Consider the following 26148-nt stretch of genomic DNA (forward strand, 5'->3'; position numbering starts at 1 on the left):
GTGGACCTGTTCCTCTTCACCGTGGACGCCGGCTTCGGCCGGGACGTCGTCGCCGCCGGTGCGGCCGGGATCGTCGTCGACTGGGAGCGCCGCGGGAAGGCCCGTCGCCAGGCGGGGGAGGGCACCCAGATCAACGCCGACACCGTCGAGGACCTGGCGCGCATGCGCGCGGCCACCGACGGCCGGCTGCTGTGCCGCGTCAACGGCGCCGGCCCGTGGACGGCGGGGGAGGTCGAGGACGCCCTCGCCGCCGGCGCCGACGAGATCCTGCTGCCGATGGTGCGCACGCCCGAGGAGGTCGACCGCGCGCTCGACCTGGTCGCCGGCCGCTGCGGGCTGGGCATCCTCGTCGAGACCCAGGGCGCGGTGGAGCGGGTCGCCGAGCTCGCCCGCCGGCCGCTCTCGCGCGTCTACGTCGGCCTCAACGACCTGCGCATCGACCGCCGCTCCACCGAGCTGTTCCGCCCGCTGGTCGACGGCACGGTCGACGCCGTCCGCGCCGCGGTGCGGCAGCCCTTCGGCGTCGGCGGGCTGACGCTGCCCGGGGGCGGGTTCCCGGTGCCCGGGGTGCTGCTGGCCGCCGAGCTCGTGCGGCTGCGCACCGACTTCACCTTCCTGCGCCGCTCGTTCACCGCCGACATGGCCGGCCGCGACCCCTTCGTCGAGGTGCCCCGCCTGCTCGCGTCCCTGGCCGACCTCGCCGGCGCCGACCCGCGCACTGCCGCCGACCGGCGGGCGGGGTTCGTGGCGGCGGTGGAGGGTGCGGCGGTCGCTGCCGACGCCGCGGTCGCCGTCCCCGCGTGAGGGCGCTGGTCACCGGCGCCGGCGGCTTCGTCGGGCGGCACCTGGTCGCGCGGCTGCGTGCCGACGGCTGGTCGGTCACCGGGCTGACCCGCGCCGACGCCGACCTCGCCGACCCGGTGGCCGCGGCCGCGGCGGTGCGGGCCACCGACCCCGACGTCGTGTTCTCCCTCGCCGCCGGGCGGGCCAAGGCGACGCCGGCCGAGCGGGCCGCCACCGTGGCGGTCAACACCAGCCCGTGGCTGGTCGACGCGCTGCCCGACCGCTGCCGCGCGGTGGTCCGGCTCGGCTCCTCGACCGAGTACGGGGCCGGCCCGGCACCGCTGGCCGAGGACGCGCCGCTGCACCCGCGCGGCTTCTTCGGCGCCACCAAGGCGGCCGGCTCGCTGCTGCTGCAGGCCGCCGCGGCCGAGCGCGGCGTGCGGGCCGCGGTGCTGCGCGCCTTCCAGGTCTACGGCCCCGGCGACCACCCGACCCGGCTGGTGCCCGTCGTGCTGGCCGCCGCGCGCACCGGGGCGACCGTGCCGCTGCCGGCCGCGGTCAGCCGCCGCGACTGGGTGTGGGTGGGCGATGTCGTCGACGCCTGCGTGCGGGCCGCGCTCGCCGACGACCTCCCGCCGGGCGCGGTGTTCAACATCGGCACCGGCGTGCAGACGAGCGTCGCGGAGCTCGTCGCGACCGCCGAGGAGGTGACCGGCCGGCCCATCGCCACCGCGGCCGGCGCACACCCCGGCCGGGTCTGGGACACCGCCGACTGGGTCTGCGACCCGCAGGCCGCCCGGGATGCGCTCGGGTGGGCACCGATGGTCGACCTCGCCGACGGCCTGGCGCGCACGTGGGCGGCGGCATGAGCGGGCCGCGGGTCTCCGTCGTCGTCCCGGTGTACGGCAACGCCGCCACCCTGCGCCCGCTGGCCGGGCGGCTGGCCGCCGCACTCGCCGGGCGGGACTGGCGGCTGCGGCTGGTCGTGGACGCCTCACCGGACGACAGCCTGCGGGTGGCCGCGGAGCTGGCCGCCGCCGATCCGCGGGTCGCCGTGACCGCGCTGAGCGTCAACGCCGGCCAGCACCGGGCGCTGGCCACCGGGCTGGCGGCCGAGGACGCCGACGCGTGGGTGTGCCTGGACGCCGACCTGCAGGACCCGCCCGAGGCGGTGCCGCTGCTGCTCGACCGGCTGGCCCGCGGCGACGCCGGCGCGGTGTTCGCCGGCCGGCGGGGCCGCTACGAGTCGCCGGGACGGCGGCTGACCGGGGAGCTGCACCGCCGCCTCGCCGCCCGCCTGGCCGGGCTGCCGCCGGACGCAGGCGCCTTCCTCGCCCTGGGGCCGGCGGTGCGGGACGCCGTCGTCGGGCGGGTGCTGACCGGGGACGCCCCGAGCGTCGTGCTGGCCGCCGGCCGCGCGGGGACGGCGCTGGTCAGCGTGCCCGTGGTCCGGGACCGCCGGCCGGAGGGCTCGTCGGCGTGGACGGCGCGGGCCCGGCTGCGGCAGTCGCTGCGGTCGCTGGCGTGGGCGGCCCGCGCGCGTTGACTCAGGCGCGGTTGCCGTACCGCCGCATGGTCAGCGGCCCGAGGACGGCGACCAGCGCGGCCGCCCATCCCAGCACCAGCAGGATCTCCGAGCCGGCCGCCTCGCCGTGCACCAGCCCGCGCACCGCGGTGACCAGGGAGCTGACCGGGTTGACCTCGACGACGGCCTGCAGCCAGCCCGGCATCGTGGCGGGGTCGACGAAGATGTTGCTGCCGAACGTCAGCGGCATCAGGACCATCATGCTCCAGCCCATCACCGCCTGGGGCGTGCGCAGCCGCAGCGCCAGGTAGGTCCAGATCCAGCCCAGCGCGAAGGCGAAGACCAGCAGCAGGCCGACGGCGGCCAGCACGCCGGGCAGCCCGCCGCCGGGCCGGAAGCCCAGCACCAGGCCGAGGCACAGCACCACCGCCGAGGCCAGGACGAACCGGACGACGTCGCCCAGCAGCGCCCCCACCAGCGCGCTCGGCCGCCACACCGGCAGGGACCGGATGCGGTCGAAGACGCCCTTCTCGATGTCGGTGTTCAGGGCGACGCCGGTGTACATCGTGATCATGAGGATGCTCTGCACGAGGATCCCCGGCAGGAAGAACTGCACGTAGGCCTCGACGGAACCGGCCAGCGCGCCGCCGAAGAGGTAGGAGAAGATCAGCGTGAGCATCACCGGGAAGACGGTGACGTCGAACAGCTGCTCCGGGACGTGCTTGATCCGCAGCAGGGTGCGCCAGCCGAACGTCGCCGAGGCCGCCAGCGGGCCCTGCGGCCGGGGTCGCTCCCCGGAGCCGAGGGCCACGAGCACCGCCGCGGTGTCGGGTGCCGCCAGGGCGGCCGGGGCGGAGTCGACAGTGGTCATCGGAGGTCCTCCGGATCAGGGGTGCGGGAGTCGGCGGGTCGGCCGGTCAGGGCGAGGAAGACCTCGTCGAGGCTGGGCTGGCCCAGCGCGAACTGGGCCAGGGGGAGGCCGGCGTCCTCCAGCGCGGTGAGCGCGCGGGCCGTCGGGGCGCCGTCGGGGACGCGGGCGGTGAGCGCGGCGGGGTCGCCGTCCTCGGCCACCGGCACGCCCAGCACCTGCTCGAGCAGGCGGCGGGCCTCCCCGCGCCGCGCCGGGTCGAGCACCCGCACGTGCAGGCTGCCCGCGCCCACCGACGCCTTGAGCCGGCTCGGGGTGCCCTCGGCGATGACCCGGCCGGCGTCGATGACGGAGATGCGGTCGGCGAGCTGGTCGGCCTCGTCGAGGTACTGGGTGGTCAGCAGGACCGTCGTCCCGCCGCGGACCAGCGCCCGGACGACGTCCCACACCTGGTTGCGGCTGCGCGGGTCCAGGCCGGTCGTCGGCTCGTCGAGGAAGATCAGGTCCGGGCGGACGACGATGCTCGCGGCGATGTCGATCCGCCGCCGCATGCCGCCGGAGTACTGCTTCACCTGTTTGCCGGCCGCCTCGGTGAGGCCGAACGCGGACAGCAGCTGGTCGGTGCGCTGGCGCGCGGCGGCCCGGGAGTAGCCGAGCAGCCGGGCCAGCAGCAGCAGGTTCTCCGCGCCGCTGAGGTCCTCGTCGAGGGAGGCGAACTGCCCGGTCAGGCTCACCCGGGCGCGCACCGCGTCGGCCTCGGTGACGACGTCGTGGCCGAAGACCCGCGCCGTCCCGCCGTCGGGGCGCAGCAGCGTGGCCAGCACGCGGATGGTCGTCGTCTTCCCCGCGCCGTTGGGACCGAGGAAGCCGTGCACGCCACCGACCGGGATGCGCAGGTCCACCCCGTCGACGGCGCGCGTGCTGCCGAAGTGCTTGACCAGGCCCTCGGTCTCGATGGCCAGGGCCGCCGTGTCACCGGGCTCCCGCTCGTCCCTGCCCGCCGCGACCGCGTCGCCGATGTCGGCCGTCACGTGCCTCACCTCCGGGGTCGGTCGGGAGGCACCGTGCCACCCGGATCCGACAGTCCCGACCGGGCGGCGCGGGGGAACTCATCGCCGGCGGCTCCCGGTCAGCGGGTCCAGAGCTGCAGCACCAGGTCGGTCTTCGTCCCGGGGAAGGCGGAGTCGTCGGCGAGGGAGAGGCCGGCGCCGGCGAGGACGGCGTCGTCGTCGGTGGGCACCGGCTCGCCGTCGACCAGCCGCCGGACCAGCCAGACCCGGTCGGCGCCGGACGGGGCGTCGTCGGGTGGCAGGACGACGTCGGGCCGCAACCGCGGGGCCAGCGTGCGGGTGTGGTGGTCGAGGCCGAGGGCCGCGCGCTGGTCGGCGGCGACGACCGGCTCGCCGGCCTGCTGCACGCGGGCCAGCAGCCGCACCAGCTCGTCGGAGCGCTCCCGCGGCTCGCGCACGGCCAGCGGGGAGCTCGCCAGCAGCGACAGCCCGACCAGCGCGGCGGCGACCGGTGCGCGGGCGCCGCGGGGGAGTGCCGTCGCCCCCGCCGCGGCCAGGACACCGAGCCCGAGCAGCCCGACCATGAGGTAGCGGGGGTGGTAGAGCGGGCGGACCAGCTCACCGGCGACGAGGAGCAGCAGCGGGACCAGCACCCAGCAGGTCCCGACCACCCGCACCCCGGCACCGCGCAGCGCGCCGACCACCGCCAGCCCGACGGTCAGGTACAGCAGCGGGGTCCGGCCGCCGGCCCAGGCCTCGACGGCGAGGTCGGCGAGCGTGCCGCCGGTGTCGCGCAGGTGCTCGGCGTTGCGCGCGCCGGTGCCGTTGAGCAGGTTGACGCCGATCAGCGCGACCACCGGCAGCACGGCCAGGACACCGGTGACCGCGACGCGGACGGCGGCCCGGTGGCGCAGCAGCAGCGCCGCGACGACGAACGCGGCCAGGACGGTGACCGCGTACCAGTGCGCCAGCCCCATCCCGGCGCCGGCCAGACCGAAGAGCACCAGCCCGCGCGGCGGCTCCTGCAGCCAGCGGACCAGCCCGAGCAGCGCGCCGCCGGTGGCCAGGACCGCCAGCCCGTAGCTGCGCGCCTCGACCGCCTGCTCGAGCAGCAGCGGCGCCGTCGCCAGGACCAGGCCGGCCAGCACGCCGGTCGCCCGCCCCGCCAGCCGGGTCAGCGCACGCGTGACGAGGGCCAGCCCGCCGGCGGTGGCCAGCACGGAGAGCACGCGCAGCGAGGTGTCGCCGTCCAGGCCGGGCACTGACGTCCACGCGTGCACGACCAGGTAGTAGGGCGCGTTGTAGGACGGCGGGACGTCGGCCAGGTAGCTCGTCACCCCCTCCCCGGTGACGATCGCGCGCAGGATCTCGGGGAGCGGACGGCGGCCGACCTCGGCGGTGAACAGCTCGTCGAACCACAGGCCGTGGCCGGGGGCCAGCAGGACCGCGCCGAGGACGGCGAGCACCAGTGGCGGGAGCAGCTCGACGCGCGTCCAGCGGGGCGCCGCGGCTGCCGGTGCGTCCGCCGTCCGGGTCGCCGTCGCCGTCGTCGTCACGGGAGGTGAGGGTAGGCGACCCTCACCCGCGCGCACCGTCGGTGCGGTGGCGCAGCATGTGGGTCGTGGACCCGTGTGCCGGCCCGGGGCCCGCGCCGCCGCCGTCGTCGGAGGTCGTGCGGGTCCGCTTCCGCCGGCAGGGACGGCGGGACACCGCGCACGAGCTGGCGGTGCGCCGCCGGCTGCACGCGCGCGGCGTCCGCTTCCGGGTCGACGTGCGGCCGTGCCGCGAGACGCGGGCGCGCGGCGATCTGGTGTGGAAGGGCCGGCGGCTGGTGGTCTTCCTCGATGGCTGCTTCTGGCACGGCTGCCCGTCGTGCGGGCACCTGCCGCGCGCGAACCGGGCGTGGTGGGCGGCGAAGCTGGCGGCCAACACCGCCCGCGACCGCCGCGCCGACGCCGTCCTCACCGGGCTGGGCTGGCGGGTGCTGCGCTTCTGGGAGCACGAGGACCCGGACGACGTCGCCGACGCGATCTGCGCCGCTCTCGGCCGGCCGGCGCCGTCCCCGCCGGACCGCTGACCCCGTCCGACGCCGGCGGTGATGTGCGCTGAGGGCTCGTTCTGGAGACCGGGATGCGCCGTAGGCGCAGTTTGCTGCAGGTCACGCCTCCCACCTGGCAACCAACGCGCACACCGCGGTCAGCGGTTGCGGGCGCGCTGCACCGCCGGGCTGCCGATCCACAGCCAGCCGAGCAGCGCCGCCACCACACCGCCGGTGACCAGCGCCTGCGGCAGCGCGAACACGAAGTCGACCACCAGCACCACCGCCGAGACGATCGCCACCGCCAGCACCACCAGCCCGAGGAAGGCGTTGCGGTTGCTCCGCCGCAGCAGGTCCTCCTTGTCGTGCTGGCGGAACAGCGCCCGGTGCTGCGCGGCCGGCGCGATGAGCAGGGCGGTGGCCACCACGGCGGCGATCAGCGTCACGAAGTAGACGTCACGCTGGAAGTCCGTCGCGCGGGACGTGGCCTGCTGGAACGGCACGATCAGCAGGAAGGCGAAGAGGAACTGCACGCCCGGCAGTGCGACCCGCAGCTCGTTGAGCAGCTCCATCAGCTCCCGGTCGATGCGCTCGGCGTGCGTCTCGTCGCGGCCGTCGGCGCCGTCGCGGGCGTCGTCCCGGCGGTCTGCGGCGGCGCCGTCGCGCGGTGCCGGTGCGGGACCCGGCCGCGTGCCGCGCCGTGCCCGCTGTCCCGATCCCGTGGTGGCCATGTCTCGGTCCTCCCTCGCTCCCGGCACCGCCCCCGTGGGTCCCCGCGACCCCGTCCGTCACCCGGGCGTGTGCCCCGCCGCAACCCCCGTGTCACCTCCCGGCCACCGGTGTCCTCCGGGAGTGGGTAGGGAGGGTCCATGTCCACCTGGGAACCGATGACGCCGCACGGCCACCGTCCCGACGACGAGATCGCCGCGGCCGATCCCGGAGCGGGTGCGCCGCCGCCCGCCGAGGGGTTCGGTGTGGCCGGCGAGGAGCCCGACCGCCCCGAGGAGCCGCCGCCTCCGGAGGAGCCGCCGCGTCCGGGGGAGCCCCGGCACCCCGGGGAGCCCGAGCGGACGCCCGGTGAGGTCGAGCTGCCGGACACCCCGTTCCGGCCGCCGGACCCGGGCGACGTCGGCCGCGCCTGAGCCGGGACGGCGCGCGGGGGAGGCCGCCGTACCGTCGGGGGGTGGACCTGACCGTGCTGCCGCGCCGCACCGCCGACGAACTGGACGCCATGCGCGCCGCCGGCCGAGTCGTGGCGCAGACGCTGGCCGCGGTGCGCGCCGCCGCCGTCCCCGGCGCCCGGCTGCGCGACCTCGACGACCTCGCGCAGACCACGATCCGGGAGGCCGGGGCGACGTCGTCGTTCCTCGGCTACAAGCCGGCGTGGGCGCCCACCGCCTACAACGGGGCGCTGTGCCTGTCGCCCAACGAGGTGGTCGTGCACGGCCGGCCCAGCGGGCGCCGGCTGCGCGACGGCGACCTGCTCAGCGTCGACTGCGGCGCCGTCGTCGACGGCTGGCACGGTGACGCCGCGTTCACCGTGCCGGTGGGCTCCGGTACGACGGCGGACGACGCCCGGCTGGTGACCGCCACGGAGGAGGCGCTGGCCGCCGGGATCGCCGCGGCGGTGCCGGGTGCGACGCTGCTCGACGTCGCGCAGGCCGTCGACGCCGTCGCCCGCGGGTACGGCTACGCGCACCTGCCCGACCACGGCGGGCACGGCATCGGCCGGTCGATGCACGAGCCGCCGTTCGTGCCCAACCGGCCGACGGCGGGGCTGGACCGCGTGCGGCTGCACGCCGGCAGCACGCTGGCCATCGAGCCGATGCTGCTGGCCGGCGCGGCGTGCTACAAGCACAAGAAGGACGGCTGGGCGGTGGTCACCGCCGACGGCCGCCGCGCCGCGCACGTCGAGCACACCGTGGCGGTCACCGACGACGGGCCCGTCGTCCTCACCGGCCCCTGAACGTGCGCCGGCCGCCGCCCGCGGGTGCGGACGGCGGCCGGCGGAGGGCGCCTGGGTCAGCCGAGGCCGACCAGCTCCTTGCCCCGGTCGACGAGGTCCCAGTGGCCGACCGCCCAGAACACGAAGGCGGCGGCCGCGAGCCCGCCGATCGTGACGGCCGCCGAGCTGACCGGGTGCTGCCTGGCGTGCCGCCACGCGTCGACCGCCTTCCGGCGGAAGGCGGCGAAGATGCGGCGCGCCCACTCGAACTCGGTCGACCACACCCACAGGCCGGCCAGGACCGGCGGGATGGTGAGCGGGCCGGGCAGCACCGTCAGCGCCAGCCCGAGCAGCACGAACAGCAGCCCCACCACGAAGACCGCGACCCGGTAGGCCACCGCCAGCGCCGGCTTCTGCCGGACGCGGTCCCGCCACGACCCCGGCTTCACCGGCCGCGGCTTGCCGAGGCCGTCGGTGCAGTCGGGACAGCGGGTCGCGCCCCTGCCTCCGGCGGAGTGCTCACCGGCGACTCTGTTGCCGGTGCCGGTGCCGGTGACGGTGACGGTGCGGGTCATGGGTCTCCCTGGACGTGCTCGGGCTGCTGTGTGCGGGTGGGAGGTCAGCTGCGCGAGACGCCCTTGATGACCTCGCTGGCGCGCTGCTGCTCGCCGGCGTAGGAGCTGATGGCCACGAGCGTGCCGGTGAGGGCCGGGATGATCCACTGCAGCGCGTCGAGCTGCTCCTGGGCGGCGGCGATCTCGGCCTTGGTGCGCTTGGTCGGCTTGGTGCCCGAGCGCGCCGAGGGGTTGCCGGCTCCGCCGCCACCGCCGTTGACGATGACACCCAGCGAGCGGCTGTAGGCGGTGGCGCCCAGGGCGGCGGCCGTGACCAGGGTCTTGACGGCGGACATGCTCGCGACGCCCTCCTGGTTGGCCAGGCGGCCGCGGTTGCCGATCAGCTGGCCGACGCTGCCCACCAGGTGGGCGCCGATGGCGACGGCGTTGACCGGGGTCCAGCGGTTCCAGCCGGCGTTGGCCACCTTGCCGGTGTCCTTGCCGGCCTCGCCGGCGGCGGCGTTGAGGGCGACGGCGTTGGCCAGCGTGCCGCCGAACCAGGCGGAGAGACCGAGGTCGTGCAGGGCGCGGGACAGGGTGTTGCGGGCCATGGGTGTCCTCCAGGGGCGTCGGGCGGTCGCGATCAGCCCGGCACCTACCCGCTCAGTCGGAGCCCATGCCCGGGGTGTGCACCCCGGTCGTGCGCAGCGGGTCAGCGGGCGTAGCGGACCGCGGCGCGGGCGCGGGCCTTGTCGGCCTCGACGGCGCGGTCCTTGGGCGGCGCGGTCGTGACCAGCGCGTCGAGCAGCCGGGCCGAGGCCGCGGCCACCTCGGCGACGGCCCGGTCGAAGGCCTCGGCGTTGACCTGCGCCGGCTTCGCCGACCCGCTGATCTTGCGCACGTACTGCAGCGCCGCGGCCGTGATCTCGTCGTCGGTGGCCGGCGGCGCGAAGTTCGACAGCGGGCGGATGTTGCGGCACATGCCGCGCAGCGTAGAACCGGCCGGGGACGCTCCGGACACACCGCAGCCGTGGGCCGGCCTGGACCGGGCCCACGGCTGCGACGTCAGACGCCGTAGCCGGCGCGGTCCACCCGGCGGTGGTAGCGGGTGCCGAGCGTGCCGCCGAGGACGGCACCGAGCAGCGTCGCCACCAGGATGGCCGCCAGCGTGAGGACGCCGGCCGTCGTCGCGGTGCCCTCGTCGATCGGGATGCGCGGCAGGTCGAGCTGCTGCAGCACGTTGTACTCGGCCCCGAGCGCGGTGCCGGCCAGCGCCAGCAGCACGACGACCAGCAGGCCGATCAGCCACACGGCCAGCCCCTGACGGGCGCCGTCGAAGCGGGCCATCCGTCCGGCGACGTAGCCGCCGGCGAGGTAGGCGAGGAAGAACACGACGAGCAGGCCGATCGCACCGGCCAGACCGATGCCGGCGGCCTGGTCGGTGGCCTCGTCGACGCTGTCGAGCCCCTGCGCCAGGCCGAGGCCCACACCGGCCGCCGACAGCAGCGCCACCAGGAGGACGGCGAGCCCGTTGGCCGACAGCCAGCCGAAGAAGGCCGCGCCCCACTTGATCCCGCCGAAGCGGGCGTGCTGCGCCGCGACGGCGTCCCGGGCCGCGCCGCGGGTGGCGTGCGCACCCTCGGTGGTGACCGTCGCGTCGTGGTCGTGGTGGGTACGGTCGTTGCTCGCCATCGGACCTCCTCGTCGTCGGGCCGGGAGGTGGGTGCCCGGCCGGGTCCCGCGCCGGTGGTCTCGGCGCGTCGCCGCAGGTCGGCTACCCGGTGCGGCCGGCCGTGAACGGGAACGCGGGCCGGTTCCCCCGTCCGGGGAGTGCGCGGGAGGTGCGATGACGGTCCTGCTCGTGGACGCCGCCAACGTGGTCGGTTCCCGTCCCGACGGCTGGTGGCGCGACCGCGCCGCCGCCACCACCCGGCTGCTGCTGCGGCTGGCCGCCCTGCCCGGGCAGCGGCTGGAGGAGTGGTCGGTCGAGGAGGTGGTGGCCGTCGTCGAGGGAGCGGCGCGGGACGTGCCGGAGCCGGACGGCGTCTCGCTGGTGCGCGCGCCCGGCAGCGGCGACGACGCCCTGGCCGCCACGGCCGCCGACCTCGCCGCCGCGGGCCGCCGCGTGCTGGTGGTCACCGCCGACCGGGGACTGCGCGCCCGCCTGCCCGGGGGGACGGCGGTCACCGGCCCCGGCCGGCTGCTGGACGTCCTCGATCGCATGGCGGGCAACGGATCGGGGTAGGCGGGGGTGTCCGCCGAGCCCGGGCGGTGCCCGCGACGGCGTCCCCGGCCATCCCGAACCACCACCGAGGAGACGACGCCGCATGCCGCAGACCGTGCTGATCACCGGGGCCTCCAGCGGCATAGGCCGGGCCACCGCGCACCTGTTCGCCGAGCGCGGCGACCACCTCGTGCTGCTCGCCCGCGGCCGCCAGGCGCTGGAGGACACTGCGACCGAGGCCCGCGCCAAGGGCGCCGGCGACGTCGTCGTCTGCCCGGCCGACGTCCTCGACGAGGACGCGTTGGGCACCGCCGTCGACGGCGCCGTCCGCCGGTTCGGCTCGCTCGACGTCGTCGTCCACTCCGCGCAGGTGATCGCCTACGGGCGGATCGAGGACGTGCCCAAGGCCGTCTTCGAGCGGGTGGTCGACACCGCGCTGCACGGCACGGCCAACCTCGTGCGCACCGTGCTGCCGGTGTTCCGCCGCCAGGGCGCCGGCCACCTCGTGGTCGTCAGCTCGCTGCTGGCGTCGGTGACCACGCCGTTCATGGGCAGCTACAACGCCGCCAAGTGGGGCCAGCTCGGCCTCGTCCGGACGCTGCAGCAGGAGACCCGCGACGTCCCCGGCATCCACGTCTCCGCGGTGGCCCCGGGTGGGGTCAACACACCGATCTACTCGCAGGCGGGCAGCTACATCGGTCTCAAGGGCCGCCCGCCCGTCCCGATCTACTCCCCGGAGCGGGTGGCCCGCTCGGTGGTCGCGCGGCTGGACCGGCCGCGGCGGCTGATCCAGTCCGGCTTCGCCAACCCGGTGGTCATCCTCGGCTTCCGGCTCCTCCCCGCGGTCTACGACGCCCTCGTGGGGCCGCTGCTGCGCGTGTTCGCCCTCGCGGACGACGACCGGACGGTGCCCACGCCGGGCAACGTCCTCGAGTCCAACCCGGCCGGCAACGCGACCGCGGGGCGGTGGCACGGCATCCCCTGAGACCGGGGTGGACACGGTGCGTCGCGCCGGGCGCGGGCCGTTGACCTGGGCCCGGACGCGGGACGAGGCTGGCCCTCCCCGCCGTCGGCGGGCCGACCGCGGAGGCGCCCGTGACCGCCGATCCCACCGCCCGCCCGACCCCGCCCCGCGCCGGACACGCGGGCGTGGAGGCCGAGCGGGTCGACGAGGGCTACCTGCACCGCCGGCAACTGCGCTCCGGGACGGCAGGCTGGCTGCTGCTGGCCGGCCTCGGCGTCTCGGCGGTCATCTCCGGTGACTACGCCGGGTGGAACTTCGGCCTGGCCGAGGGCGGGTTCGGCGGGCTGCTGATCGCCACCGTGCTCATGGCGGTCATGTACACCGCGATGGTGTTCGGCCTGGCCGAGCTCGGCTCCGCGCTGCCGACCGCCGGCGGGGGCTACACCTTCGCCCGGCGCGCGCTGGGCCCGTGGGGCGGGTACGCCACCGGCGTCGCGGTGCTCATCGAGTACGCCATCGCGCCGGCCGCGATCGCCACCTTCATCGGCGCCTACGTCGAGTCCCTGGGGCTGTTCGGCATCACCGACGGCTGGTGGGTCTACCTGGCGGCCTACGGGCTGTTCATCGGCATCCACCTGCTCGGCGTCGGCGAGGCGCTCAAGGCGATGTTCGCCGTCACCGTGGTCGCGCTCGCCGGGCTGGTGGTCTTCCTGGTCGGCGCCGTCCCGCGGTTCGACGCCGGCAACCTGCTCGACATCGCGCCCACCGACGCCGCCGGCGCCTCGTCGTTCCTGCCCTACGGGATCATCGGCATCTGGGCGGCGTTCCCGTTCGCGATCTGGTTCTTCCTCGCCGTGGAGAGCGTGCCGCTGGCCGCCGAGGAGGCCCGCGACCCGGCCCGCTCGATGCCGCGGGGGATCGTCGCGGCGATGGGCGTGCTCGTCGTCCTCGCCGTCCTCATGCTGGTGTTCACCCCGGGCGCCGCGGGCTCGGCGGCGGTCGCGGGGTCGGGCAACCCGCCGGTCGACGCCCTCGCCGGCTCCGGCGCTCCCGAGGCGCTGACCCGGGTGGTCAACTACGCCGGCCTCTTCGGCCTGGTCGCCAGCTTCTTCTCGATCATCTACGCCTACTCGCGGCAGACCTTCGCGCTCTCCCGCGCCGGCTACCTGCCGCGCGCCCTGTCGGTCACCAACGGCCGCAAGGCGCCGGTGCTGGCGCTGCTGGTCCCCGGCGCCATCGGGTTCGTCCTCTCGCTGACCGGCCAGGGCGCGGTGCTGCTCAACATGGCCGTCTTCGGGGCGACGGTGTCCTACGTGCTGATGATGGTCAGCCACATCGTGCTGCGCCGTCGGGAGCCGGACCTGCCGCGCCCGTACCGGACCCCGGGCGGGACGGCGACCACCGGCGTCGCGCTCGTGCTCGCCGCCGCCGCGGTCGTGGCCACCTTCCTCGTCGACGTCACCGCGGCGCTCTGGACGCTCGCCGCCTATGCAGCCTTCCTCGCGTACTTCGCCCTCTACAGCCGCCACCACCTGGTGGCCTCGGCGCCGGAGGAGGAGTTCGAGCTGCTGGCCGACGCCGAGGAGGACGTGCGATGACCGCGCGGCGGGGCACCGTCGCCGGGCGCACGTACGAGTTCCCGACCCTGGTCGAGCTCATGGCCAAGGCCACCCCGCTGCGCTCCGGCGACGTCCTCGCCGGGTGCGCCGCGGAGTCCGCGGCCGAGCGGGTGGCCGCGCAGACGGTGCTCGCCGACCTGCCGCTGGCCACCTTCCTCGACGAGCAGGTGGTCGGCTACGACGAGGACGACGTCACCCGGCTGGTCCTCGACACCCACGACCCGGCCGCCTTCGCGCCGGTCGCGTCGCTGACGGTCGGGGAGTTCCGCGACCGGCTGCTGGCCTGGGCCGCCGCCGGCGACGAGGACGCCATCGGCGCGCTGGCGCCCGGGCTGACCCCGGAGATGGCCGCCGCGACGTCGAAGCTGATGCGCAACGCCGACCTGGTCGCCGTCGGCCGGCGCACCCGGGTGGTCACCGGGCTGCGCAGCACCCTCGGCCTGCCCGGCCGCCTCGCCTCGCGGCTGCAGCCCAACCACCCGACCGACGACCCGCTGGGCGTGACGGCGTCCATCGTCGACGGGCTGCTGCAGGGCTGCGGGGACGCCGTCATCGGGATCAACCCGGCCACCGACTCCCCGGCCCGCACGGTCGCGCTGCTGCAGCTGGTCGACGAGGTGATCACGAGGTACGGCATCCCGACGCAGTCCTGCGTGCTCGCGCACGTGACCACGACGCTGCGGGCGCTGGAGCAGGGGGCGCCGGTCGACCTGGTGTTCCAGTCGGTGGCCGGCACCCAGCCGGGCAACCGCGGCTTCGGCGTCACCCTCGACCTGCTGGCCGAGGCCCGCGCCGGGGCGCTGGCGCTGGGCCGGGGCACGGTCGGGTCGAACGTCACCTACTTCGAGACCGGGCAGGGCTCGGCGCTGTCGGCCGACGCGCACCGGGGCATCGGCGGGCGGCCGGTGGACCAGCAGACGCTGGAGGCCCGCGCCTACGCCGTCGCCCGGCACTTCGAGCCGCTGCTGGTCAACACCGTCGTCGGGTTCATCGGCCCGGAGTACCTCTACGACGGCAAGCAGGTGCTGCGGGCCGGGCTCGAGGACCACTTCTGCGGCAAGCTGCTCGGCCTGCCGATGGGCGTGGACGTCTGCTACACGAACCACGCCGAGGTCGACGAGGACGACATGGACTCCCTCATGCTGCTGCTCGGCGCGGCGGGGGTCACCTTCCTCATCGCCGTCCCCGGGATGGACGACGTGATGCTGCACTACCAGTCGCTGGCCTTCTCCGACGTGCTGACCACCCGCTCGGTGCTGGGGCTGCGGCCGGCGCCGGAGTTCGAGGCGTGGCTGGCGCGGATGGACCTGCTCGACGACGCCGGCCGGGTCCGCGAGCTCACCGCCGACGCGCCCGCCGCGCGGGCCCTCCTCGCGGCGGCCTCGGCGTGACCGAGCTCGCGAGGTCACGCCGGGGCACAGCACCGCCGGGCACGAGGCCGACGAGCGCCGGCGAGGAGGGCTCGTGACCGACGCCCTCGACCGGCCGCTGCCGCCGGGGAACGACCCGTGGGCGGTGCTGCGGTCGGCCACCCGCGCCCGGGTGGCGCTGGGCCGGGCCGGTGACGCGCTGCCCACCGCGCGGGAGCTGGAGTTCCGCGCCGCGCACGCCGCCGCCCGCGACGCGGTGCACCAGCCGCTGGAGCCCGACCGGCTGCGCGCCGCGCTCGGGGACCTGCTCGAGGTGCACTCGGCCGCGCCCGACCGGGCCACCTACCTGCAGCGCCCCGACCTCGGCCGGCAGCTCGCCGAGGGCACGCAGCTGCCCCGGACGGACGCCGACCTGGCGGTGGTGGTCGCCGACGGGCTCTCCCCGCGGGCGGTGCACGAGCACGCCGCCGGGCTGGTGACCGCGCTGCGGGAGCGGCTGCCCGGCTGGACCCTCGCGCCGCTGGTGCTCGCGCACCAGGCGCGGGTGGCCCTCGGTGACGCGGTGGGCGCGGCGCTGGGCGCCCGGGCCGTCGTCGTGCTGATCGGGGAGCGGCCGGGGCTGTCGTCGGCGGACTCCCTCGGCGTCTACCTGACCTGGGACCCGCGGCCGGGGCGGGCGGACTCCGAGCGCAACTGCGTCTCCAACGTCCGCCCGCCGCACGGGCTGTCCTACGCGCAGGCCGCCGACACCGTCGCCGCGCTGCTGGGCGCCGCCCGCGAGCTGGGCGCCTCCGGCGTCGTGCTCAAGGACGAGGGGCCGGCGCTGCCCGCGGGCTGAGGACCGCCGGTCAGTGCGTCCCGGTCTCCTGCCAGGCCAGCCGGCGCCCGACCAGCAGCAGCCGCATCGTCTGCTCGGCAGAGCACACCAGGAACTCCGAGGCCTCCTCCAGCGCCTCGTCGAGGGTGCACGGGCGGGTGAGGATCGACGCGTAGGCGTCCAGGCCCACGTCGAGCGCGGCCTGCACCCTCTCACCGACCGTGCCGCTGAGCGCGATCACCGGGATGTCGCGCAGCGCCGCGCGGCCCGCCACCTCGGCGGGCACCTTGCCGCGCGCGCTCTGCCGGTCGATCGCGCCCTCGGCGGTGATCACCAGGCACGTGGGAGCGGCTCTCATGCGGCTCCGTGTCGGCCGGGTCGCGGGCGGCCGGAGGGGGAGGGGACCGCCGTCCCCTCCCCCTCGGTGGGTCCCTCCGGAGCGTCAGGACCCGTCGCCGTCGCGCGGTCGGTCGGGGCCGTCCACCCGGCGCTCGACCGCCACGGCCGTCGTCGCCCCGTGGTGGGCGTGCGCCTCCTCTATCTCGTGCACCGCCTCGTCCAGCACGGGGACGTGCACGGCCTTGCGGGGCAGCAGCCACCGGACCAGCGGCCACAGCAGGACCAGCGCGACGATCACGTAGACCACGACGGCCATCGGGTCGATCAGCCCCCCGAGGTCGCCGTTGCTGAGCTGCAGCGCCTGCCGCAGCTCCGCCTCGGCGAAGGGCCCGAGGATCACGCCGATGATGGCCGGCAGCAGCGGCAGCCCGTAGCGGCGCATCATGAAGCCGAGCGCGCCGATGACCAGCAGCAGGAACAGGTCGAAGACGTTGGCGTTCGCCGCGTACGCGCCCAGGCTGGCGAAGAACAGGATCCCCGCGTACAGGTACGTGCGCGGGATGCGCAGCAGGCGCGCCCACACCGGCGCCAGCGGCAGGTTGAGCACCAGCAGCGCCGCGTTGCCGATGAAGAGGCTGGCGATCAGGCCCCAGACCAGTTCCGGCTCGTTGTCGAACAGCTGAGGTCCCGGCTGGATGCCGTAGCTCTCGATGGCGGCGAGGAGGACCGCCGCGGTGGCCGTCACCGGGATGCCCAGGGTGAGCAGCGGCACGAGACCGCCGGCCGCCGAGGCGTTGTTCGTCGCCTCCGGTCCCGCGACGCCCTCGATGGCCCCCGTGCCGAACTCCTCGGGGTGCTTCGAGAGCCGCTTCTCGGTGACGTAGGAGAGGAACGTCGGGACCTCCGCGCCACCGGCGGGGACGGCGCCGAAGGGGAACCCGATGGCGGTGCCGCGCAGCCACGGCTTCCACGACCGGCTCCAGTCCGACCGGCTCATCCGCGGGTTGCCCACCGGGATGACCTCGACCGGACGACGGCGCAGGTGGGCGGCGGTCCACAGCGCCTCGCCGACGGCGAACAGACCGACCGCGACGACGACGACGTCGATGCCGTCGGCGATCTCGGCGATGCCGAAGGTGAGCCGCTGCTGGCCGGAGGTCGCGTCGATGCCGATCAGGCCGATGGTCAGGCCCAGCCCGAGCGAGGCCAGGCCGCGCACGCGCGAGCTGCCGAGCACCGAGGTCACCGCGATGAAGGCCAGGACCATGATCGCGAACATGTCGGCCGGCGAGACCTCGACGGCGAGGTCGGCGACCAGCGGGGCCACCAGTGCCAGCAGCAGCGTGGCGATCGTGCCGGCGACGAACGACCCGATGGCCGCGGTCGCCAGGGCCTGCGCGGCACGGCCGGACCGGGCCATCTTGTTGCCCTCGATCGCGGTGACCACCGAGGCGCTCTCACCGGGGGTGTTGAGCAGGATGGACGTCGTCGACCCGCCGTACATGCCGCCGTAGTAGATGCCGGCGAACATGATCAGCGCCGTGGTGACCTCGAGGCCGCGGGTCAGCGGCAGCAGCAGCGCCACCGCCATGGCCGGGCCGATCCCGGGCAGGACGCCGATCGCGGTGCCCAGCAGTACGCCCAGCAGCGCGAAGGCCAGGTTCGTCGGGGTCAGGGCGGTGCCGAACCCGTCGATCAGGGAGCTGAACCCGTCCATCAGAGGATCCCCCTCAGGACCCCGGGCGGCAGCACGATGCCGAGCCCGAGGGCGAACAGGTAGAAGGAGCCGATCGACAGGGTGAAGGCGATGACCGCGTCACGCACGTAGTGGCGGCTGCCGAGCGCGAAGGCGCTGCCCCAGAACAGGAGAGCCCCGGAGAAGACCCAGCCCAGCGGCTCGATCAGCAGGGCGTTCGCGACGAAGGCCGCCGCGAGCATCGCGATCGTCTGCCAGTCGCTGCCACCGGTCAGCTCGACGTCCTCGCCGCCCTCGGGCTCCCCGCGGCCGCCGCGCCGGATGTCGAGCGCGAGGACGATCCCGACGACGACCAGCAGGCCGCCCACGACCATGGGGACGGCGGCGGGCCCGACCGGCCCGCGGACGATCCGGCTCTCCGGGATGAGGAGGGCCTGCACGATGACGAGGAGGCCGAGCGCCGCCAGGAAGAGGGCCACCCCGTACTCGGAGCGGCCCTCCGCCCGCGTCGTGCTCCCCGGGGAGGCGGCACTCACGTCAGGCCCAGCTCGCTCAGCACGCCCTGGACGCGGTCGCTCTCGCTCTGCAGGAACTCGGAGAACTCGTCGCCGGTCGTGAAGGCGTCGGTCCAGCCCTGGTCCTCCAGGACCTGCTGCCAGGCCTCGCTGTCGTGCATCTCGGTGACCGCGTCGACGAAGCGCTGGGTCTGCTCCTCGGAGATGCCCGGGGGCGCCACGATGCCGCGCCAGTTGGTGAAGGTCAGGTCGACGCCCTCGTCCTGCAGGGTCGGCGCGTCGACGCCCTCGACCGGCTCCTCGCTGGTGACCGCGAGGATGCGGACGTCACCGCCCACTGCCGACTCGGCCACCTCGCCCACGCCGGTCGCGGCGAACTGGACGTCGCCGCCGAGGATGCCGGCGAGCAGCTCGCCGCCGCCGTCGTAGGCGACGTAGTTGACCTCGGTCGGGGTGACGCCGACCTCCTGGGCCAGCAGCATCGGGGTCAGGTGGTCCGGGCCGCCGGGGTTCGACGCGCCGCCGACCGGCACGTTGCCGGGGTCGGCGCTCCAGGCCTGCACCAGCTGGTCGAGCGTCTGGTACGGGGAGTCGGCCGGGACGACGATCGCCTCGGCCTCCTCGATCAGCCCCGCGATCGGCGTGGTCTGGTCGAGGGTCGCCTCGGACTGGTTGCTGTACTGGGCGCCGACGACGCCGAGGCCCATCTGCATGAGCATCTCGGCGTTGCCCTCCTCGTTGACCAGGCGCTGCAGGCCGACGGTCCCCCCGGCGCCCTCGAGGTTGAACACCTCGATGCTCTCGGCCAGCCCCTCCTCCTCCATGACCTGCGCCCAGGCGCGGGCGGTGCTGTCGTAGCCGCTGCCGGGCGAGTTGGGGACCATGACCCGGAGGCCGGAGATCGCCTCCTCGCCGTCCCCGCCACCGGAGGCCGAGCCGCCCTCCGCCGTCGTGCCGCAGCCGGTCAGCACCAGGCCGGCAGCCACGGTGCCGGCGGCGAGTCTCCGCAGGTGGGCAGTGCGCATCTGTTCCTCCAGGGGTGCGGCCGCTGCCGGCCGCGTCGGGAGAAGGCTGGCAACCGGCCCGGGAGGTGTCACGGTTGCGGAGGCATTGCGTCTTGCGGTCCTTGTGTTCACGGTCACAGGAGTGCGGTGGCGTGGTGCACTGTCGTCCCGTCCCCAGTCCCCGGGAGGCACCGTGCTCCGGCGTCTGTCGCTGGCCGGCCAGCTGCTGGCGCTGCAGGTCGTGATCATCCTGCTGGTGCTGGTCGGCGTGGCCGCCGTCTCCGTCGCCCAGACGACGCAGCGGGCGGAGGAGGTCGAGGGTCGCCGGGCGCTGTCGGTGGCCGAGACGCTGGCCAACGCGGTGTCGCTGCGCTCGGCGGTGGACGACGGACTGGTCCCGTACATCGGCATCGCCGCGGAGAGCGCGCGCACCGTCTCGGGCTCGGCGTCGGTGGTCGTGGCCGACGCCGACGGCACGGTCCTCGCCAGCGCCGACCCCGCCGAGCTCGGGACGGCGTTCCCGCTGGGGGACAGCACCGTGCTCCAGGGGCGGGCCTGGGTGGGGGAGCGCGCCGACGCGGACGGCGGCTACGCGGTCGCGATGGTGCCGGTGCTCACCGGCCGGGAGATGCTCGGCTTCGTCGCGGTGGAGCGTCCCTACCCGGGCGTCCTCGACGGCCTCGCCGCGGCCGCGCCGAACCTGCTCACCTACCTCGGCCTCGCCAGCGTGCTGGGTCTCGTCGGCTCGCTGCTCGTGGCCCGCCGGGTCAAGCGCCAGACGCTCGGCCTGGAGCCGGCCGAGATCACCGGCCTGGTCGAGCACCAGCGGGCCATGCTGCACGGCATCCGCGAGGGCGTCGTCGGACTGGACCTGCACGGGCGGGTCACGCTGGTCAACGACGAGGCCATCCGGCTGCTCGGCATCCCGGGCGACGCGGTGGGCCGCGACCTCGCCGAGCTCGGGGTGGGCGGGGAGCTGCGCGACGCCCTGCTGCGCGGCGAGGAGGAGCGCGACCGCGCCGTGGCCACCGCCGGCCGCGTCGTCGTGGTCAACCGGCTGCCGATCAGCAGCCGCGGTCGCACGCTCGGGTCGGTCACCACCCTGCGCGACCGCACCGAGCTGCTGGAGCTGCGCCGGGAGCTGCAGATGACCCGGCACGTCACCGACACGCTGCGCGCCCAGGCGCACGAGTTCAGCAACCGACTGCACACCATCGCCGGGCTCATCGAGCTGGGACAGGTCGAGGAGGCCGTCCGCTTCGTGCACCGGGTGAGCGCCGGCCGCTCGCAGCTGGGCGCCGAGGTGACCGCCGCGGTGCAGGACCCCGTCATCGCCGCGCTGCTCATCGCCAAGGCCAGCCAGGCCGCCGAGCTCGGGGTGGACCTGCGCTTCGCGCCCGACTCCGCCCTGCCGCCGCTCGGCGACGAGCTGAGCACCGACGTCGCCACCGTGGTGGGCAACCTGGTCGACAACGCGCTCGACGCCGCCGCGGCCGCGCCCGAGCGGTGGGTCGAGGTGTCGCTGGGCCTGGTCGACGGTGAGGTCGACGTCGTCGTGCGCGACTCGGGCGCCGGGGTGGCGCCGGGACAGGAGCGCGAGGTCTTCCGCTCGGGCGTGACCACCAAGGACCCCGCGGGCGCCGGGGAGCGCGGCATCGGGCTGTCGCTGGTGCACCTGGTCTGCACCCGCCGCGGTGGTGGGGTGGTGGCGTCCTCCGACGGCGGCTCGGTCTTCACCGCCCGGCTGCCGGCCGACCCCGAGCTGGTGGGCGCGTGATCCGGGTCCTCATCGTCGACGACGACTTCATGGTCGCCCGCGTGCACGCCGGCTTCGTCGCGGCGACCGACGGCTACGAGGTCGTGGGCACCGCCTCGACCGGCGCGGCGGCGCTGGCCGACGTGCAGCGGCTGCGGCCCGACCTGGTGCTGCTCGACGTCTACCTGCCGGACATGACCGGCCTGGAGGCGCTGCAGCGGCTGCGGGCCGGCGGCTCGCCGGTCGACGTCGTGGTCATCAGTGCCGCCCGCGACGTCGACAGCATCCGCAGCGCGCTGCACGGCGGGGTCCTGCACTACCTGGTCAAGCCCTTCGACCGGCGCACGTTCGAGCGCTGGCTGGCCGACTACGCCGCCGTGCGCGCCGACCTCGCGCACGGGACCCAGCTCGCGCAGGACGACGTCGACCGGCTGTTCGGCCGCCGGGCGGCCGCCGGGACCCCGCCGGTGGCCGCCACCCCCAAGGGCATCAGCCCCGAGACGCTCGAACTGGTCCGCGGGGCGCTGGTCGGGGCCGGACGGGACGGGCTGTCGGCCAGCGAGGCCAGCGAGCGGACCGGGCTGGCCCGGGTCAGCGCGCGCCGCTACCTCGAGCAGCTGGTGGCCCAGCAGGAGGCCGACGTCCGTCAGCGCTACGGGACGGCGGGGCGGCCGGAGCGGCGCTTCACCGCCCGGTCGGCGCGGGAGGCCACCGCGGCCGGCTCCGCCCCGCCCGGCTCCGCCCCGGCGCCGTGAGCCGTGGGCCGTGGGCCGTGGACGAAAGGAACGCTGTGGCCGCTAGGACCGCAAGCGTGACCGTGGCTCCGCACTGCCGCAGGCTGCGGGCATGACCGTCCTCGTCGGCTACGTGCCCACCCCGGAGGGCGAGGCCGCCCTCACCGCCGCCGTCGCCGAGGCGCGGCGCCGCGACGAGCCGCTGCACGTCGTGAACACCTCGCGGGGTGACTCGCTGGTCGACCGCCGCTTCGCCGGTGAGGACGCCCTGCGCGCGGTCCGGGAGCGGCTCGACGCTGCGGGGGTGCGCTACGAGCTCGAGCAGCAGGTGCGCGGCCGGGAGGCCGCCGAGGAGCTCGTCGACACCGCCGAGCGGCTCTCGGCCAGCGTCCTGGTCATCGGGCTGCGCCGCCGGACGCCCACCGGGAAGCTGATCACCGGCAGCTCCGCGCAGCGCGTCCTGCTCGACGCCGAGTGCCCGGTCCTGGCGGTCAAGGCCCCGCACTGAGAAAGGACCCCCCTGCCCCCCGCCGCTCGCAGGCTCGCGGCGGGTCCCTGCAGGGGGGCCGCCCCTGCCCCCCACCGCTCGCAGGCTCGCGGCGGGCCCTGTAGGGGCCGGCTCAGCCGAGGACGTCGAGGTCCTCGCCCGCGCCCCTGGTGAGGTCGGCGAAGATCGTCCGGACGCTCTGCGCCAGGTGCGCGGCGATCGCCGACGCCGCCTCGTCGGCGTCCCCGGCGAGCAACGCGTCGCACATGCGCAGGTGCTCGGCGACGGACACCTCCACGCGCTGGGGGTCGACGTGGGAGAGGTTGCGCAGCCGGGCGGTGTGCGGCCGCAGCTCGGCGATGGTCCGCCGCAGGTGCTCGTTGCGGGTGGCGCCGATGATCGCCCAGTCGAACCGGTCGGCCAGCTCGTAGAACGCGCGGGAGCGCGCCTGCGAGGGGGCGCGGCGCACGACGCGGGCGAACTCGGCGCGCATCGCGGTGAAGCTGCGGCGGAGCTGCGGATCGGTCGCCGCGGCCTCGGTCGCCTGGCGGATGGCGGCCGGCTCCAGCAGCGCGCGGAAGTCGAAGAGGTCGCGGACGCTCTGCAGGGACACCCGGGACACCCGCGCCCCCTGCCGGGGCACCAGCTCGACCAGGCCCTCGGCCGCGAGCCGGCGCAGCGCCTCCCGGACCGGCGTCCGGGACGCGCCGGTGCGCTCGACCAGCGAGAGCTCCGACAGCGGTGTCCCGGGAGCGAGCTCGCCGAGCTCGATCTCCTCCTTGAGCCGTCGGTGGACCAGGTCGGCCTTGCTGACGTCGGGCCCGGCTCCCTCGGGCACGGCGCTCATCGTGCCCGCGCCGCGGGGAACGGCACACCGGTCCCGGCACCGAGTGCGCGCAGGTCGGACAGCGACCGCTCTGCGAGGAGCACGCCCCCGGCCGCGAGGTTCGCCGCCTCCGCGCGGTCCTCGACCTCGCCCGGGTAGAAGACCTCGTCGAAGCCCTGCGCGAGGGGGACCGTCTTGACCTCGTCGATCAGTCGCCGCACCCGCGCCTCGTAGCCGGTGCGGTCGCCGAAGGCGTCGGGGTCGAGCGCGAGGAGGAGGTGGCCGGCGCCGCTGGGCCGGTCGGCCTCGTACGGCCCGTGGACACCGGTGCCCACGGCGCTGCCGGTCAGGGCGCCGGAGAGCACGTCCATCAGGAAGGTGATCGCGTACCCCTTGTGGCCGGCCATCGGCAGGACCACGCCGAGCACCCCCTCCGCCGGGTCGGTCGTGGGGGCGCCGTCGGCGGTCAGGGCCCAGGTCTCCGGGATCGGCTCGCCGCGGTTCGCGGCCAGGTGGATCTTGCCGCGCGCGACTGCGGTGTTGGCGATGTCGACGGCGACGACCCGCCCGTCGGGCCCCGGAGCCGCGATCGACCACGGGTTGGTGCCGAGCCGCTTCTCCCGGCCACCCCACGGGGCCATGGCCGGACTGGCGTTGGTGGTCAGGACGGCGACGAACCCGTCGCGCGCCGCCCGGCGGGTGAAGTACATGGCCGTGCCGAAGTGGTTGGAGTTGCGCACACCGACGACGCCGACCCCGTGCACCCGGGCCCGGTCGACGGCCAGCAGGCGGGCGCGCTCGGTGAGGACCTGCCCGACGCCGTCGCGGCCGTCGAGCAGCACCAGGGGCCCGGTGTCGGACAGGACCGCCGGGTCGGAGACGGGGCGCATCGCCCCGGACCGCAGCCGCGCGGCGTACCACGGCAGCCGCAGGAGGCCGTGCGACTGGTGTCCCCAGAGGTCGGCCTGGACGAGGCTGTCGGCGACCAGGGCGCCGTCCTCGTCCGGCACCCCCAGCGAGGCGAGCACCCGCGTCGCGAAGGCGCGCAGGGTCTCGGGCGGGAGCCGCTCGTCCGGCACTCGCGTCCGGTTGTCCTCCATACTGTATACAGTAACGCATACAGCAGCGAACGGATGGGGAGGACGTCGGTGTTCAGCCTGGTGGTCCAGATGACCGTGCGGCCCGGTCGGCGGGAGGAGTTCCTCGCCGGCATGGCCGCGAACGCGGAGGCGTCGGTGCGCGATGAACCGGGGTGCCTGCGCTTCGACGTCTGCTCGGTCGAGTCGGACGAGAACCGCTTCGTGCTCTACGAGCTCTACACCGACGCCGACGCGTTCGCGGCGCACAAGGCGTCCCCGCACTTCGCGCGGTGGCGCGCCGTCGCCGAGCGGGTGGTCGAGAGCCAGGTCAACAAGGCCGGCCGGCTGCTGCACACCCACACCTCCGAGGAGTCCGCGTGAGCGCCCAGCCCGTCCCGCCGTCGATGGTCCTGCGCCCGGAGGAGATCGAGCGCTTCGACCGCGGCAACGGCGTCGTCACGATCCCGTTCGTCGGCAGGTGGAACTGCGCGGACAACGAGGTCACCACCGGGATGACCGTGTTCGCGCCCGGCACCGGCATCCCCCTGCACTCGCACAACGTCGAGGAGACGGTCCTCGTCTTCGAGGGCGAGGCCACCGCCGTCGTCGGTGACGACGAGTTCGAGCTGGTCGCCGGTCAGGCGACCTGGGTGCCGGCCGGCGTCCCGCACTGCTTCCGCAACCGCGGCCAGGGCTCGATGACCATCTACTGGGTCTACGGCGGCCGCGACGTCACCCGCACCATCACCGCCACCGGCGAGACGTTCGAGCACCTGTCGGACAGCGACCGCGGCGCTGGACCCGCGCGCCGGAGCGATGGCGCGACCCCGGCATGACCACCCTCCGCCCCTACCGCCTCGGCGTGATGCTCGGCGACGGCATCGGACCCGAGATCGTCCCCGCCTCCGTGCGCGTGGTCGACGCAGCGCTCGCCGCCGCCGACGCCGAGCGGGTCGAGTGGCAGGAGCTGCCGGTCGGCGCCTCCGCCATCGACGAGCACGGCAGCGCCGTCCCCGACGCCACGCTGTCGGCGCTGGCCGAGCTGGACGGCTGGCTGCTCGGGCCGCACGACAGCGCGGCCTATCCCGAGCCGTTCCGGTCGCAGCTGAACCCGAGCGGCCGGTTGCGCAAGCACTTCGACCTGTACGCGAACATCCGGCCGGCGCGTGGGTTCGAGGGCGGGGAGGCGATCGCCCCGGACGCCGACCTGGTCATCGTCCGGGAGAACACCGAGGGCTTCTACGCCGACCGGAACACGTTCGCGGGAACCGGCGAGTACATGCCGACCCCCGACGTCGCCATCGCGATGGGGGTCTTCACCCGGCCGGCGATCGAGCGGATCGCGCGGGCGGCGTTCGAGCTGGCCGGCCGCCGGCGGAACAAGGTGACCATCGCCCACAAGGCCAACGTGCTGCAGCTGAGCTCCGGGCTGTTCCGGCGCGTCTGCCTGGAGGTGGCCGAGGACCACCCCGACGTCGAGGTCGACGACCTCCACATCGACGCGATGACGGTGCACCTGCTGCGCCGCGCGTCGACCTTCGACGTCGTCGTCGCCGAGAACATGTTCGGCGACATCCTCTCCGACCTGGCGGGCGAGCTGGCCGGCTCCCTCGGCACCGCGCCCTCGATCAACGCCTCGGACACCCGGTGCATGGCGCAGGCCGCGCACGGCTCGGCCCCCGACATCGCCGGGCGGGGGCTGGCCAACCCGGTCGCCATGATGCTGTCGTCGGCCATGCTGCTCGACTGGCTGGGCACCCGGCACGGCGACGACCGGGCCGCCCGGGCCGCGGTGGTCGTCGAGGACGGCGTCCGGGCGGCGGTGCGCGCCGGTGTGAGCACCCGCGACCTGGGCGGTGCGGCCTCGACCGGGGAGTTCACCGACGCCGTCGTGGAGCGCATCGCCGCGGGCGCCTGACAGCGGTGTGCGCCCACGGGCGCATCTCGGTCTGCAGAACGAGCCCCGAGCGCACACCACCGCCGGCGTCGGAGGCC

31 protein-coding genes are annotated in these 26148 nt (G+C 75.7%); 17 read left to right on the forward strand and 14 right to left on the reverse strand.

The window, feature by feature from the left end:
- Genes JOD57_RS21055 through JOD57_RS21065 form a run of 3 tightly spaced genes read left to right on the forward strand, consistent with a single transcriptional unit; the run spans position 1 to position 2329 of the window.
- Positions 1–804, forward strand: coding sequence for an aldolase/citrate lyase/malate synthase family protein (locus JOD57_RS21055; RefSeq protein ID WP_204693803.1), 804 nt, complete (start codon positions 1–3; stop codon positions 802–804).
- Positions 801–1652, forward strand: a complete 852-nt coding sequence (locus tag JOD57_RS21060; RefSeq protein WP_204693804.1) for an NAD-dependent epimerase/dehydratase family protein — start codon at positions 801–803, stop codon at positions 1650–1652. Before JOD57_RS21055 ends, JOD57_RS21060 begins: the two co-directional genes overlap by 4 nt.
- Positions 1649–2329, forward strand: coding sequence for a glycosyltransferase (locus JOD57_RS21065; protein ID WP_204693805.1), 681 nt, complete (start codon positions 1649–1651; stop codon positions 2327–2329). The genes JOD57_RS21060 and JOD57_RS21065 overlap by 4 nt, the downstream gene beginning before the upstream one ends.
- A gap of 1 nt (position 2330) precedes the next feature.
- On the opposite strand, the gene JOD57_RS21070 is transcribed toward JOD57_RS21065, so the two are convergent.
- From JOD57_RS21070 to JOD57_RS21080, 3 genes are all read right to left on the reverse strand, one after another.
- Positions 2331–3179 (reverse strand): ABC transporter permease, encoded by an 849-nt coding sequence (locus JOD57_RS21070; RefSeq protein WP_204693806.1) that lies wholly within the window; start codon positions 3177–3179, stop codon positions 2331–2333.
- Positions 3176–4207, reverse strand: coding sequence for an ATP-binding cassette domain-containing protein (locus JOD57_RS21075; protein ID WP_307824831.1), 1032 nt, complete (start codon positions 4205–4207; stop codon positions 3176–3178). The genes JOD57_RS21070 and JOD57_RS21075 overlap by 4 nt, the downstream gene beginning before the upstream one ends.
- Before the next feature lie 98 nt (positions 4208–4305).
- A complete protein-coding gene (locus tag JOD57_RS21080; protein WP_204693807.1) occupies positions 4306–5742 on the reverse strand; it encodes a glycosyltransferase family protein in 1437 nt (478 codons plus the stop codon).
- 56 nt (positions 5743–5798) lie between these two features.
- On the opposite strand from JOD57_RS21080, the gene JOD57_RS21085 reads away from it, so the two are divergent.
- Positions 5799–6263 carry a very short patch repair endonuclease gene (locus tag JOD57_RS21085; RefSeq protein WP_204693808.1) on the forward strand — a complete coding sequence of 155 codons (465 nt, stop codon included), beginning with the start codon at positions 5799–5801 and terminating at the stop codon, positions 6261–6263.
- A 119-nt stretch (positions 6264–6382) separates the two neighbouring features.
- Here JOD57_RS21085 and JOD57_RS21090 read toward each other — a convergent pair whose 3' ends face one another.
- The gene (locus tag JOD57_RS21090; protein WP_204693809.1) at positions 6383–6955 is read right to left on the reverse strand and encodes a DUF6328 family protein; all 573 of its coding nucleotides are present in this window, start codon (positions 6953–6955) and stop codon (positions 6383–6385) included.
- A 138-nt stretch (positions 6956–7093) separates the two neighbouring features.
- Here JOD57_RS21090 and JOD57_RS21095 point away from each other — a divergent pair, with 138 nt between their 5' ends.
- Together JOD57_RS21095 and map are read left to right on the forward strand one after the other, a co-directional pair.
- Entirely contained in the window at positions 7094–7366 is a 273-nt protein-coding gene (locus JOD57_RS21095) for a hypothetical protein (RefSeq protein ID WP_204693810.1), read from the forward strand.
- Between the two features lie 41 nt (positions 7367–7407).
- On the forward strand, positions 7408–8190 hold the full coding sequence (map, locus tag JOD57_RS21100; protein WP_307824832.1) for a type I methionyl aminopeptidase: 783 nt from the start codon (positions 7408–7410) through the stop codon (positions 8188–8190).
- A gap of 56 nt (positions 8191–8246) precedes the next feature.
- Here the strand turns inward: map and JOD57_RS21105 are convergent, their stop codons facing one another.
- From JOD57_RS21105 to JOD57_RS21120, 4 genes are all read right to left on the reverse strand, one after another.
- The gene (locus JOD57_RS21105) at positions 8247–8744 is read right to left on the reverse strand and encodes a PGPGW domain-containing protein (protein ID WP_204693811.1); all 498 of its coding nucleotides are present in this window, start codon (positions 8742–8744) and stop codon (positions 8247–8249) included.
- Positions 8745–8788: 44 nt separating this feature from the next.
- A complete protein-coding gene (locus JOD57_RS21110) occupies positions 8789–9334 on the reverse strand; it encodes a hypothetical protein (protein WP_204693812.1) in 546 nt (181 codons plus the stop codon).
- 101 nt (positions 9335–9435) lie between these two features.
- Entirely contained in the window at positions 9436–9705 is a 270-nt protein-coding gene (locus JOD57_RS21115) for a DUF2277 domain-containing protein (RefSeq protein ID WP_204693813.1), read from the reverse strand.
- An 83-nt stretch (positions 9706–9788) separates the two neighbouring features.
- Positions 9789–10415, reverse strand: coding sequence for a hypothetical protein (locus JOD57_RS21120; RefSeq protein WP_204693814.1), 627 nt, complete (start codon positions 10413–10415; stop codon positions 9789–9791).
- A 154-nt stretch (positions 10416–10569) separates the two neighbouring features.
- Here JOD57_RS21120 and JOD57_RS21125 point away from each other — a divergent pair, with 154 nt between their 5' ends.
- The 5 genes from JOD57_RS21125 (at position 10570) to eutC (ending at position 15738) form a co-directional block, all read left to right on the forward strand.
- Positions 10570–10968, forward strand: a complete 399-nt coding sequence (locus tag JOD57_RS21125; protein ID WP_204693815.1) for a hypothetical protein — start codon at positions 10570–10572, stop codon at positions 10966–10968.
- Positions 10969–11050: 82 nt separating this feature from the next.
- Positions 11051–11932, forward strand: a complete 882-nt coding sequence (locus JOD57_RS21130) for an SDR family NAD(P)-dependent oxidoreductase (protein WP_204693816.1) — start codon at positions 11051–11053, stop codon at positions 11930–11932.
- Positions 11933–12042: 110 nt separating this feature from the next.
- A complete protein-coding gene (eat, locus tag JOD57_RS21135) occupies positions 12043–13509 on the forward strand; it encodes an ethanolamine permease (RefSeq protein ID WP_307824833.1) in 1467 nt (488 codons plus the stop codon).
- Entirely contained in the window at positions 13506–14921 is a 1416-nt protein-coding gene (locus tag JOD57_RS21140; protein WP_204693817.1) for an ethanolamine ammonia-lyase subunit EutB, read from the forward strand. Before eat ends, JOD57_RS21140 begins: the two co-directional genes overlap by 4 nt.
- Positions 14922–14994: 73 nt before the next feature.
- Positions 14995–15738: an ethanolamine ammonia-lyase subunit EutC gene (gene eutC, locus JOD57_RS21145; RefSeq protein ID WP_204693818.1), complete on the forward strand. Its 744-nt coding sequence runs from the start codon at positions 14995–14997 to the stop codon at positions 15736–15738.
- 10 nt (positions 15739–15748) lie between these two features.
- Here the strand turns inward: eutC and JOD57_RS21150 are convergent, their stop codons facing one another.
- From JOD57_RS21150 to JOD57_RS21165, 4 genes are all read right to left on the reverse strand, one after another.
- Entirely contained in the window at positions 15749–16075 is a 327-nt protein-coding gene (locus tag JOD57_RS21150) for a glycerate kinase (protein ID WP_204693819.1), read from the reverse strand.
- A gap of 84 nt (positions 16076–16159) precedes the next feature.
- Complete coding sequence (locus JOD57_RS21155) at positions 16160–17773, reverse strand: tripartite tricarboxylate transporter permease (RefSeq protein ID WP_204693820.1); 1614 nt, start codon at positions 17771–17773, stop codon at positions 16160–16162.
- Complete coding sequence (locus tag JOD57_RS21160) at positions 17773–18288, reverse strand: tripartite tricarboxylate transporter TctB family protein (protein ID WP_204693821.1); 516 nt, start codon at positions 18286–18288, stop codon at positions 17773–17775. The genes JOD57_RS21155 and JOD57_RS21160 overlap by 1 nt, the downstream gene beginning before the upstream one ends.
- A complete protein-coding gene (locus tag JOD57_RS21165; protein ID WP_204693822.1) occupies positions 18285–19292 on the reverse strand; it encodes a Bug family tripartite tricarboxylate transporter substrate binding protein in 1008 nt (335 codons plus the stop codon). The genes JOD57_RS21160 and JOD57_RS21165 overlap by 4 nt, the downstream gene beginning before the upstream one ends.
- 172 nt (positions 19293–19464) lie before the next feature.
- Here JOD57_RS21165 and JOD57_RS21170 point away from each other — a divergent pair, with 172 nt between their 5' ends.
- From JOD57_RS21170 to JOD57_RS21180, 3 genes are all read left to right on the forward strand, one after another.
- Positions 19465–21048, forward strand: coding sequence for a sensor histidine kinase (locus JOD57_RS21170; protein ID WP_204693823.1), 1584 nt, complete (start codon positions 19465–19467; stop codon positions 21046–21048).
- A complete protein-coding gene (locus JOD57_RS21175; protein WP_204693824.1) occupies positions 21045–21782 on the forward strand; it encodes a response regulator in 738 nt (245 codons plus the stop codon). The genes JOD57_RS21170 and JOD57_RS21175 overlap by 4 nt, the downstream gene beginning before the upstream one ends.
- A gap of 91 nt (positions 21783–21873) precedes the next feature.
- A complete protein-coding gene (locus JOD57_RS21180) occupies positions 21874–22269 on the forward strand; it encodes a universal stress protein (protein WP_204693825.1) in 396 nt (131 codons plus the stop codon).
- Between the two features lie 112 nt (positions 22270–22381).
- Here JOD57_RS21180 and JOD57_RS21185 read toward each other — a convergent pair whose 3' ends face one another.
- Together JOD57_RS21185 and JOD57_RS21190 are read right to left on the reverse strand one after the other, a co-directional pair.
- Positions 22382–23095 carry a GntR family transcriptional regulator gene (locus JOD57_RS21185; protein WP_204693826.1) on the reverse strand — a complete coding sequence of 238 codons (714 nt, stop codon included), beginning with the start codon at positions 23093–23095 and terminating at the stop codon, positions 22382–22384.
- The gene (locus JOD57_RS21190; RefSeq protein ID WP_239568708.1) at positions 23092–24174 is read right to left on the reverse strand and encodes an Ldh family oxidoreductase; all 1083 of its coding nucleotides are present in this window, start codon (positions 24172–24174) and stop codon (positions 23092–23094) included. The genes JOD57_RS21185 and JOD57_RS21190 overlap by 4 nt, the downstream gene beginning before the upstream one ends.
- Positions 24175–24222: 48 nt before the next feature.
- On the opposite strand from JOD57_RS21190, the gene JOD57_RS21195 reads away from it, so the two are divergent.
- The 3 genes from JOD57_RS21195 to JOD57_RS21205 are packed head-to-tail and all read left to right on the forward strand — an operon-like array spanning position 24223 to position 26071.
- On the forward strand, positions 24223–24534 hold the full coding sequence (locus JOD57_RS21195) for a putative quinol monooxygenase (protein ID WP_204693827.1): 312 nt from the start codon (positions 24223–24225) through the stop codon (positions 24532–24534).
- Complete coding sequence (locus tag JOD57_RS21200; RefSeq protein WP_307824835.1) at positions 24531–24989, forward strand: cupin domain-containing protein; 459 nt, start codon at positions 24531–24533, stop codon at positions 24987–24989. Before JOD57_RS21195 ends, JOD57_RS21200 begins: the two co-directional genes overlap by 4 nt.
- Positions 24986–26071: an isocitrate/isopropylmalate dehydrogenase family protein gene (locus JOD57_RS21205; RefSeq protein WP_204693828.1), complete on the forward strand. Its 1086-nt coding sequence runs from the start codon at positions 24986–24988 to the stop codon at positions 26069–26071. Before JOD57_RS21200 ends, JOD57_RS21205 begins: the two co-directional genes overlap by 4 nt.
- Positions 26072–26148 lie beyond the last annotated feature (77 nt).

Origin of the sequence: Geodermatophilus bullaregiensis, from assembly GCF_016907675.1 — a bacterium.
Classification (GTDB): Bacteria; Actinomycetota; Actinomycetes; order Mycobacteriales; family Geodermatophilaceae; genus Geodermatophilus; species Geodermatophilus bullaregiensis.

What these genes read in the sequence shown, in the direction of transcription:
- JOD57_RS21065 (WP_204693805.1), top strand. Translation starts at nt 1,649, where the DNA reads ATGAGCGGGCCGCGGGTCTCCGTCGTCGTCCCGGTGTACGGCAACGCC.
- JOD57_RS21070 (WP_204693806.1), bottom strand. Translation starts at nt 3,179, where the DNA reads ATGACCACTGTCGACTCCGCCCCGGCCGCCCTGGCGGCACCCGACACC.
- JOD57_RS21085 (WP_204693808.1), top strand. Translation starts at nt 5,799, where the DNA reads ATGTGGGTCGTGGACCCGTGTGCCGGCCCGGGGCCCGCGCCGCCGCCG.
- JOD57_RS21090 (WP_204693809.1), bottom strand. Translation starts at nt 6,955, where the DNA reads ATGGCCACCACGGGATCGGGACAGCGGGCACGGCGCGGCACGCGGCCG.
- JOD57_RS21095 (WP_204693810.1), top strand. Translation starts at nt 7,094, where the DNA reads ATGTCCACCTGGGAACCGATGACGCCGCACGGCCACCGTCCCGACGAC.
- JOD57_RS21105 (WP_204693811.1), bottom strand. Translation starts at nt 8,744, where the DNA reads ATGACCCGCACCGTCACCGTCACCGGCACCGGCACCGGCAACAGAGTC.
- JOD57_RS21110 (WP_204693812.1), bottom strand. Translation starts at nt 9,334, where the DNA reads ATGGCCCGCAACACCCTGTCCCGCGCCCTGCACGACCTCGGTCTCTCC.
- JOD57_RS21115 (WP_204693813.1), bottom strand. Translation starts at nt 9,705, where the DNA reads ATGTGCCGCAACATCCGCCCGCTGTCGAACTTCGCGCCGCCGGCCACC.
- JOD57_RS21120 (WP_204693814.1), bottom strand. Translation starts at nt 10,415, where the DNA reads ATGGCGAGCAACGACCGTACCCACCACGACCACGACGCGACGGTCACC.
- JOD57_RS21125 (WP_204693815.1), top strand. Translation starts at nt 10,570, where the DNA reads ATGACGGTCCTGCTCGTGGACGCCGCCAACGTGGTCGGTTCCCGTCCC.
- JOD57_RS21130 (WP_204693816.1), top strand. Translation starts at nt 11,051, where the DNA reads ATGCCGCAGACCGTGCTGATCACCGGGGCCTCCAGCGGCATAGGCCGG.
- JOD57_RS21140 (WP_204693817.1), top strand. Translation starts at nt 13,506, where the DNA reads ATGACCGCGCGGCGGGGCACCGTCGCCGGGCGCACGTACGAGTTCCCG.
- JOD57_RS21150 (WP_204693819.1), bottom strand. Translation starts at nt 16,075, where the DNA reads ATGAGAGCCGCTCCCACGTGCCTGGTGATCACCGCCGAGGGCGCGATC.
- JOD57_RS21155 (WP_204693820.1), bottom strand. Translation starts at nt 17,773, where the DNA reads ATGGACGGGTTCAGCTCCCTGATCGACGGGTTCGGCACCGCCCTGACC.
- JOD57_RS21165 (WP_204693822.1), bottom strand. Translation starts at nt 19,292, where the DNA reads ATGCGCACTGCCCACCTGCGGAGACTCGCCGCCGGCACCGTGGCTGCC.
- JOD57_RS21180 (WP_204693825.1), top strand. Translation starts at nt 21,874, where the DNA reads ATGACCGTCCTCGTCGGCTACGTGCCCACCCCGGAGGGCGAGGCCGCC.
- JOD57_RS21185 (WP_204693826.1), bottom strand. Translation starts at nt 23,095, where the DNA reads ATGAGCGCCGTGCCCGAGGGAGCCGGGCCCGACGTCAGCAAGGCCGAC.
- JOD57_RS21190 (WP_239568708.1), bottom strand. Translation starts at nt 24,174, where the DNA reads ATGGAGGACAACCGGACGCGAGTGCCGGACGAGCGGCTCCCGCCCGAG.
- JOD57_RS21205 (WP_204693828.1), top strand. Translation starts at nt 24,986, where the DNA reads ATGACCACCCTCCGCCCCTACCGCCTCGGCGTGATGCTCGGCGACGGC.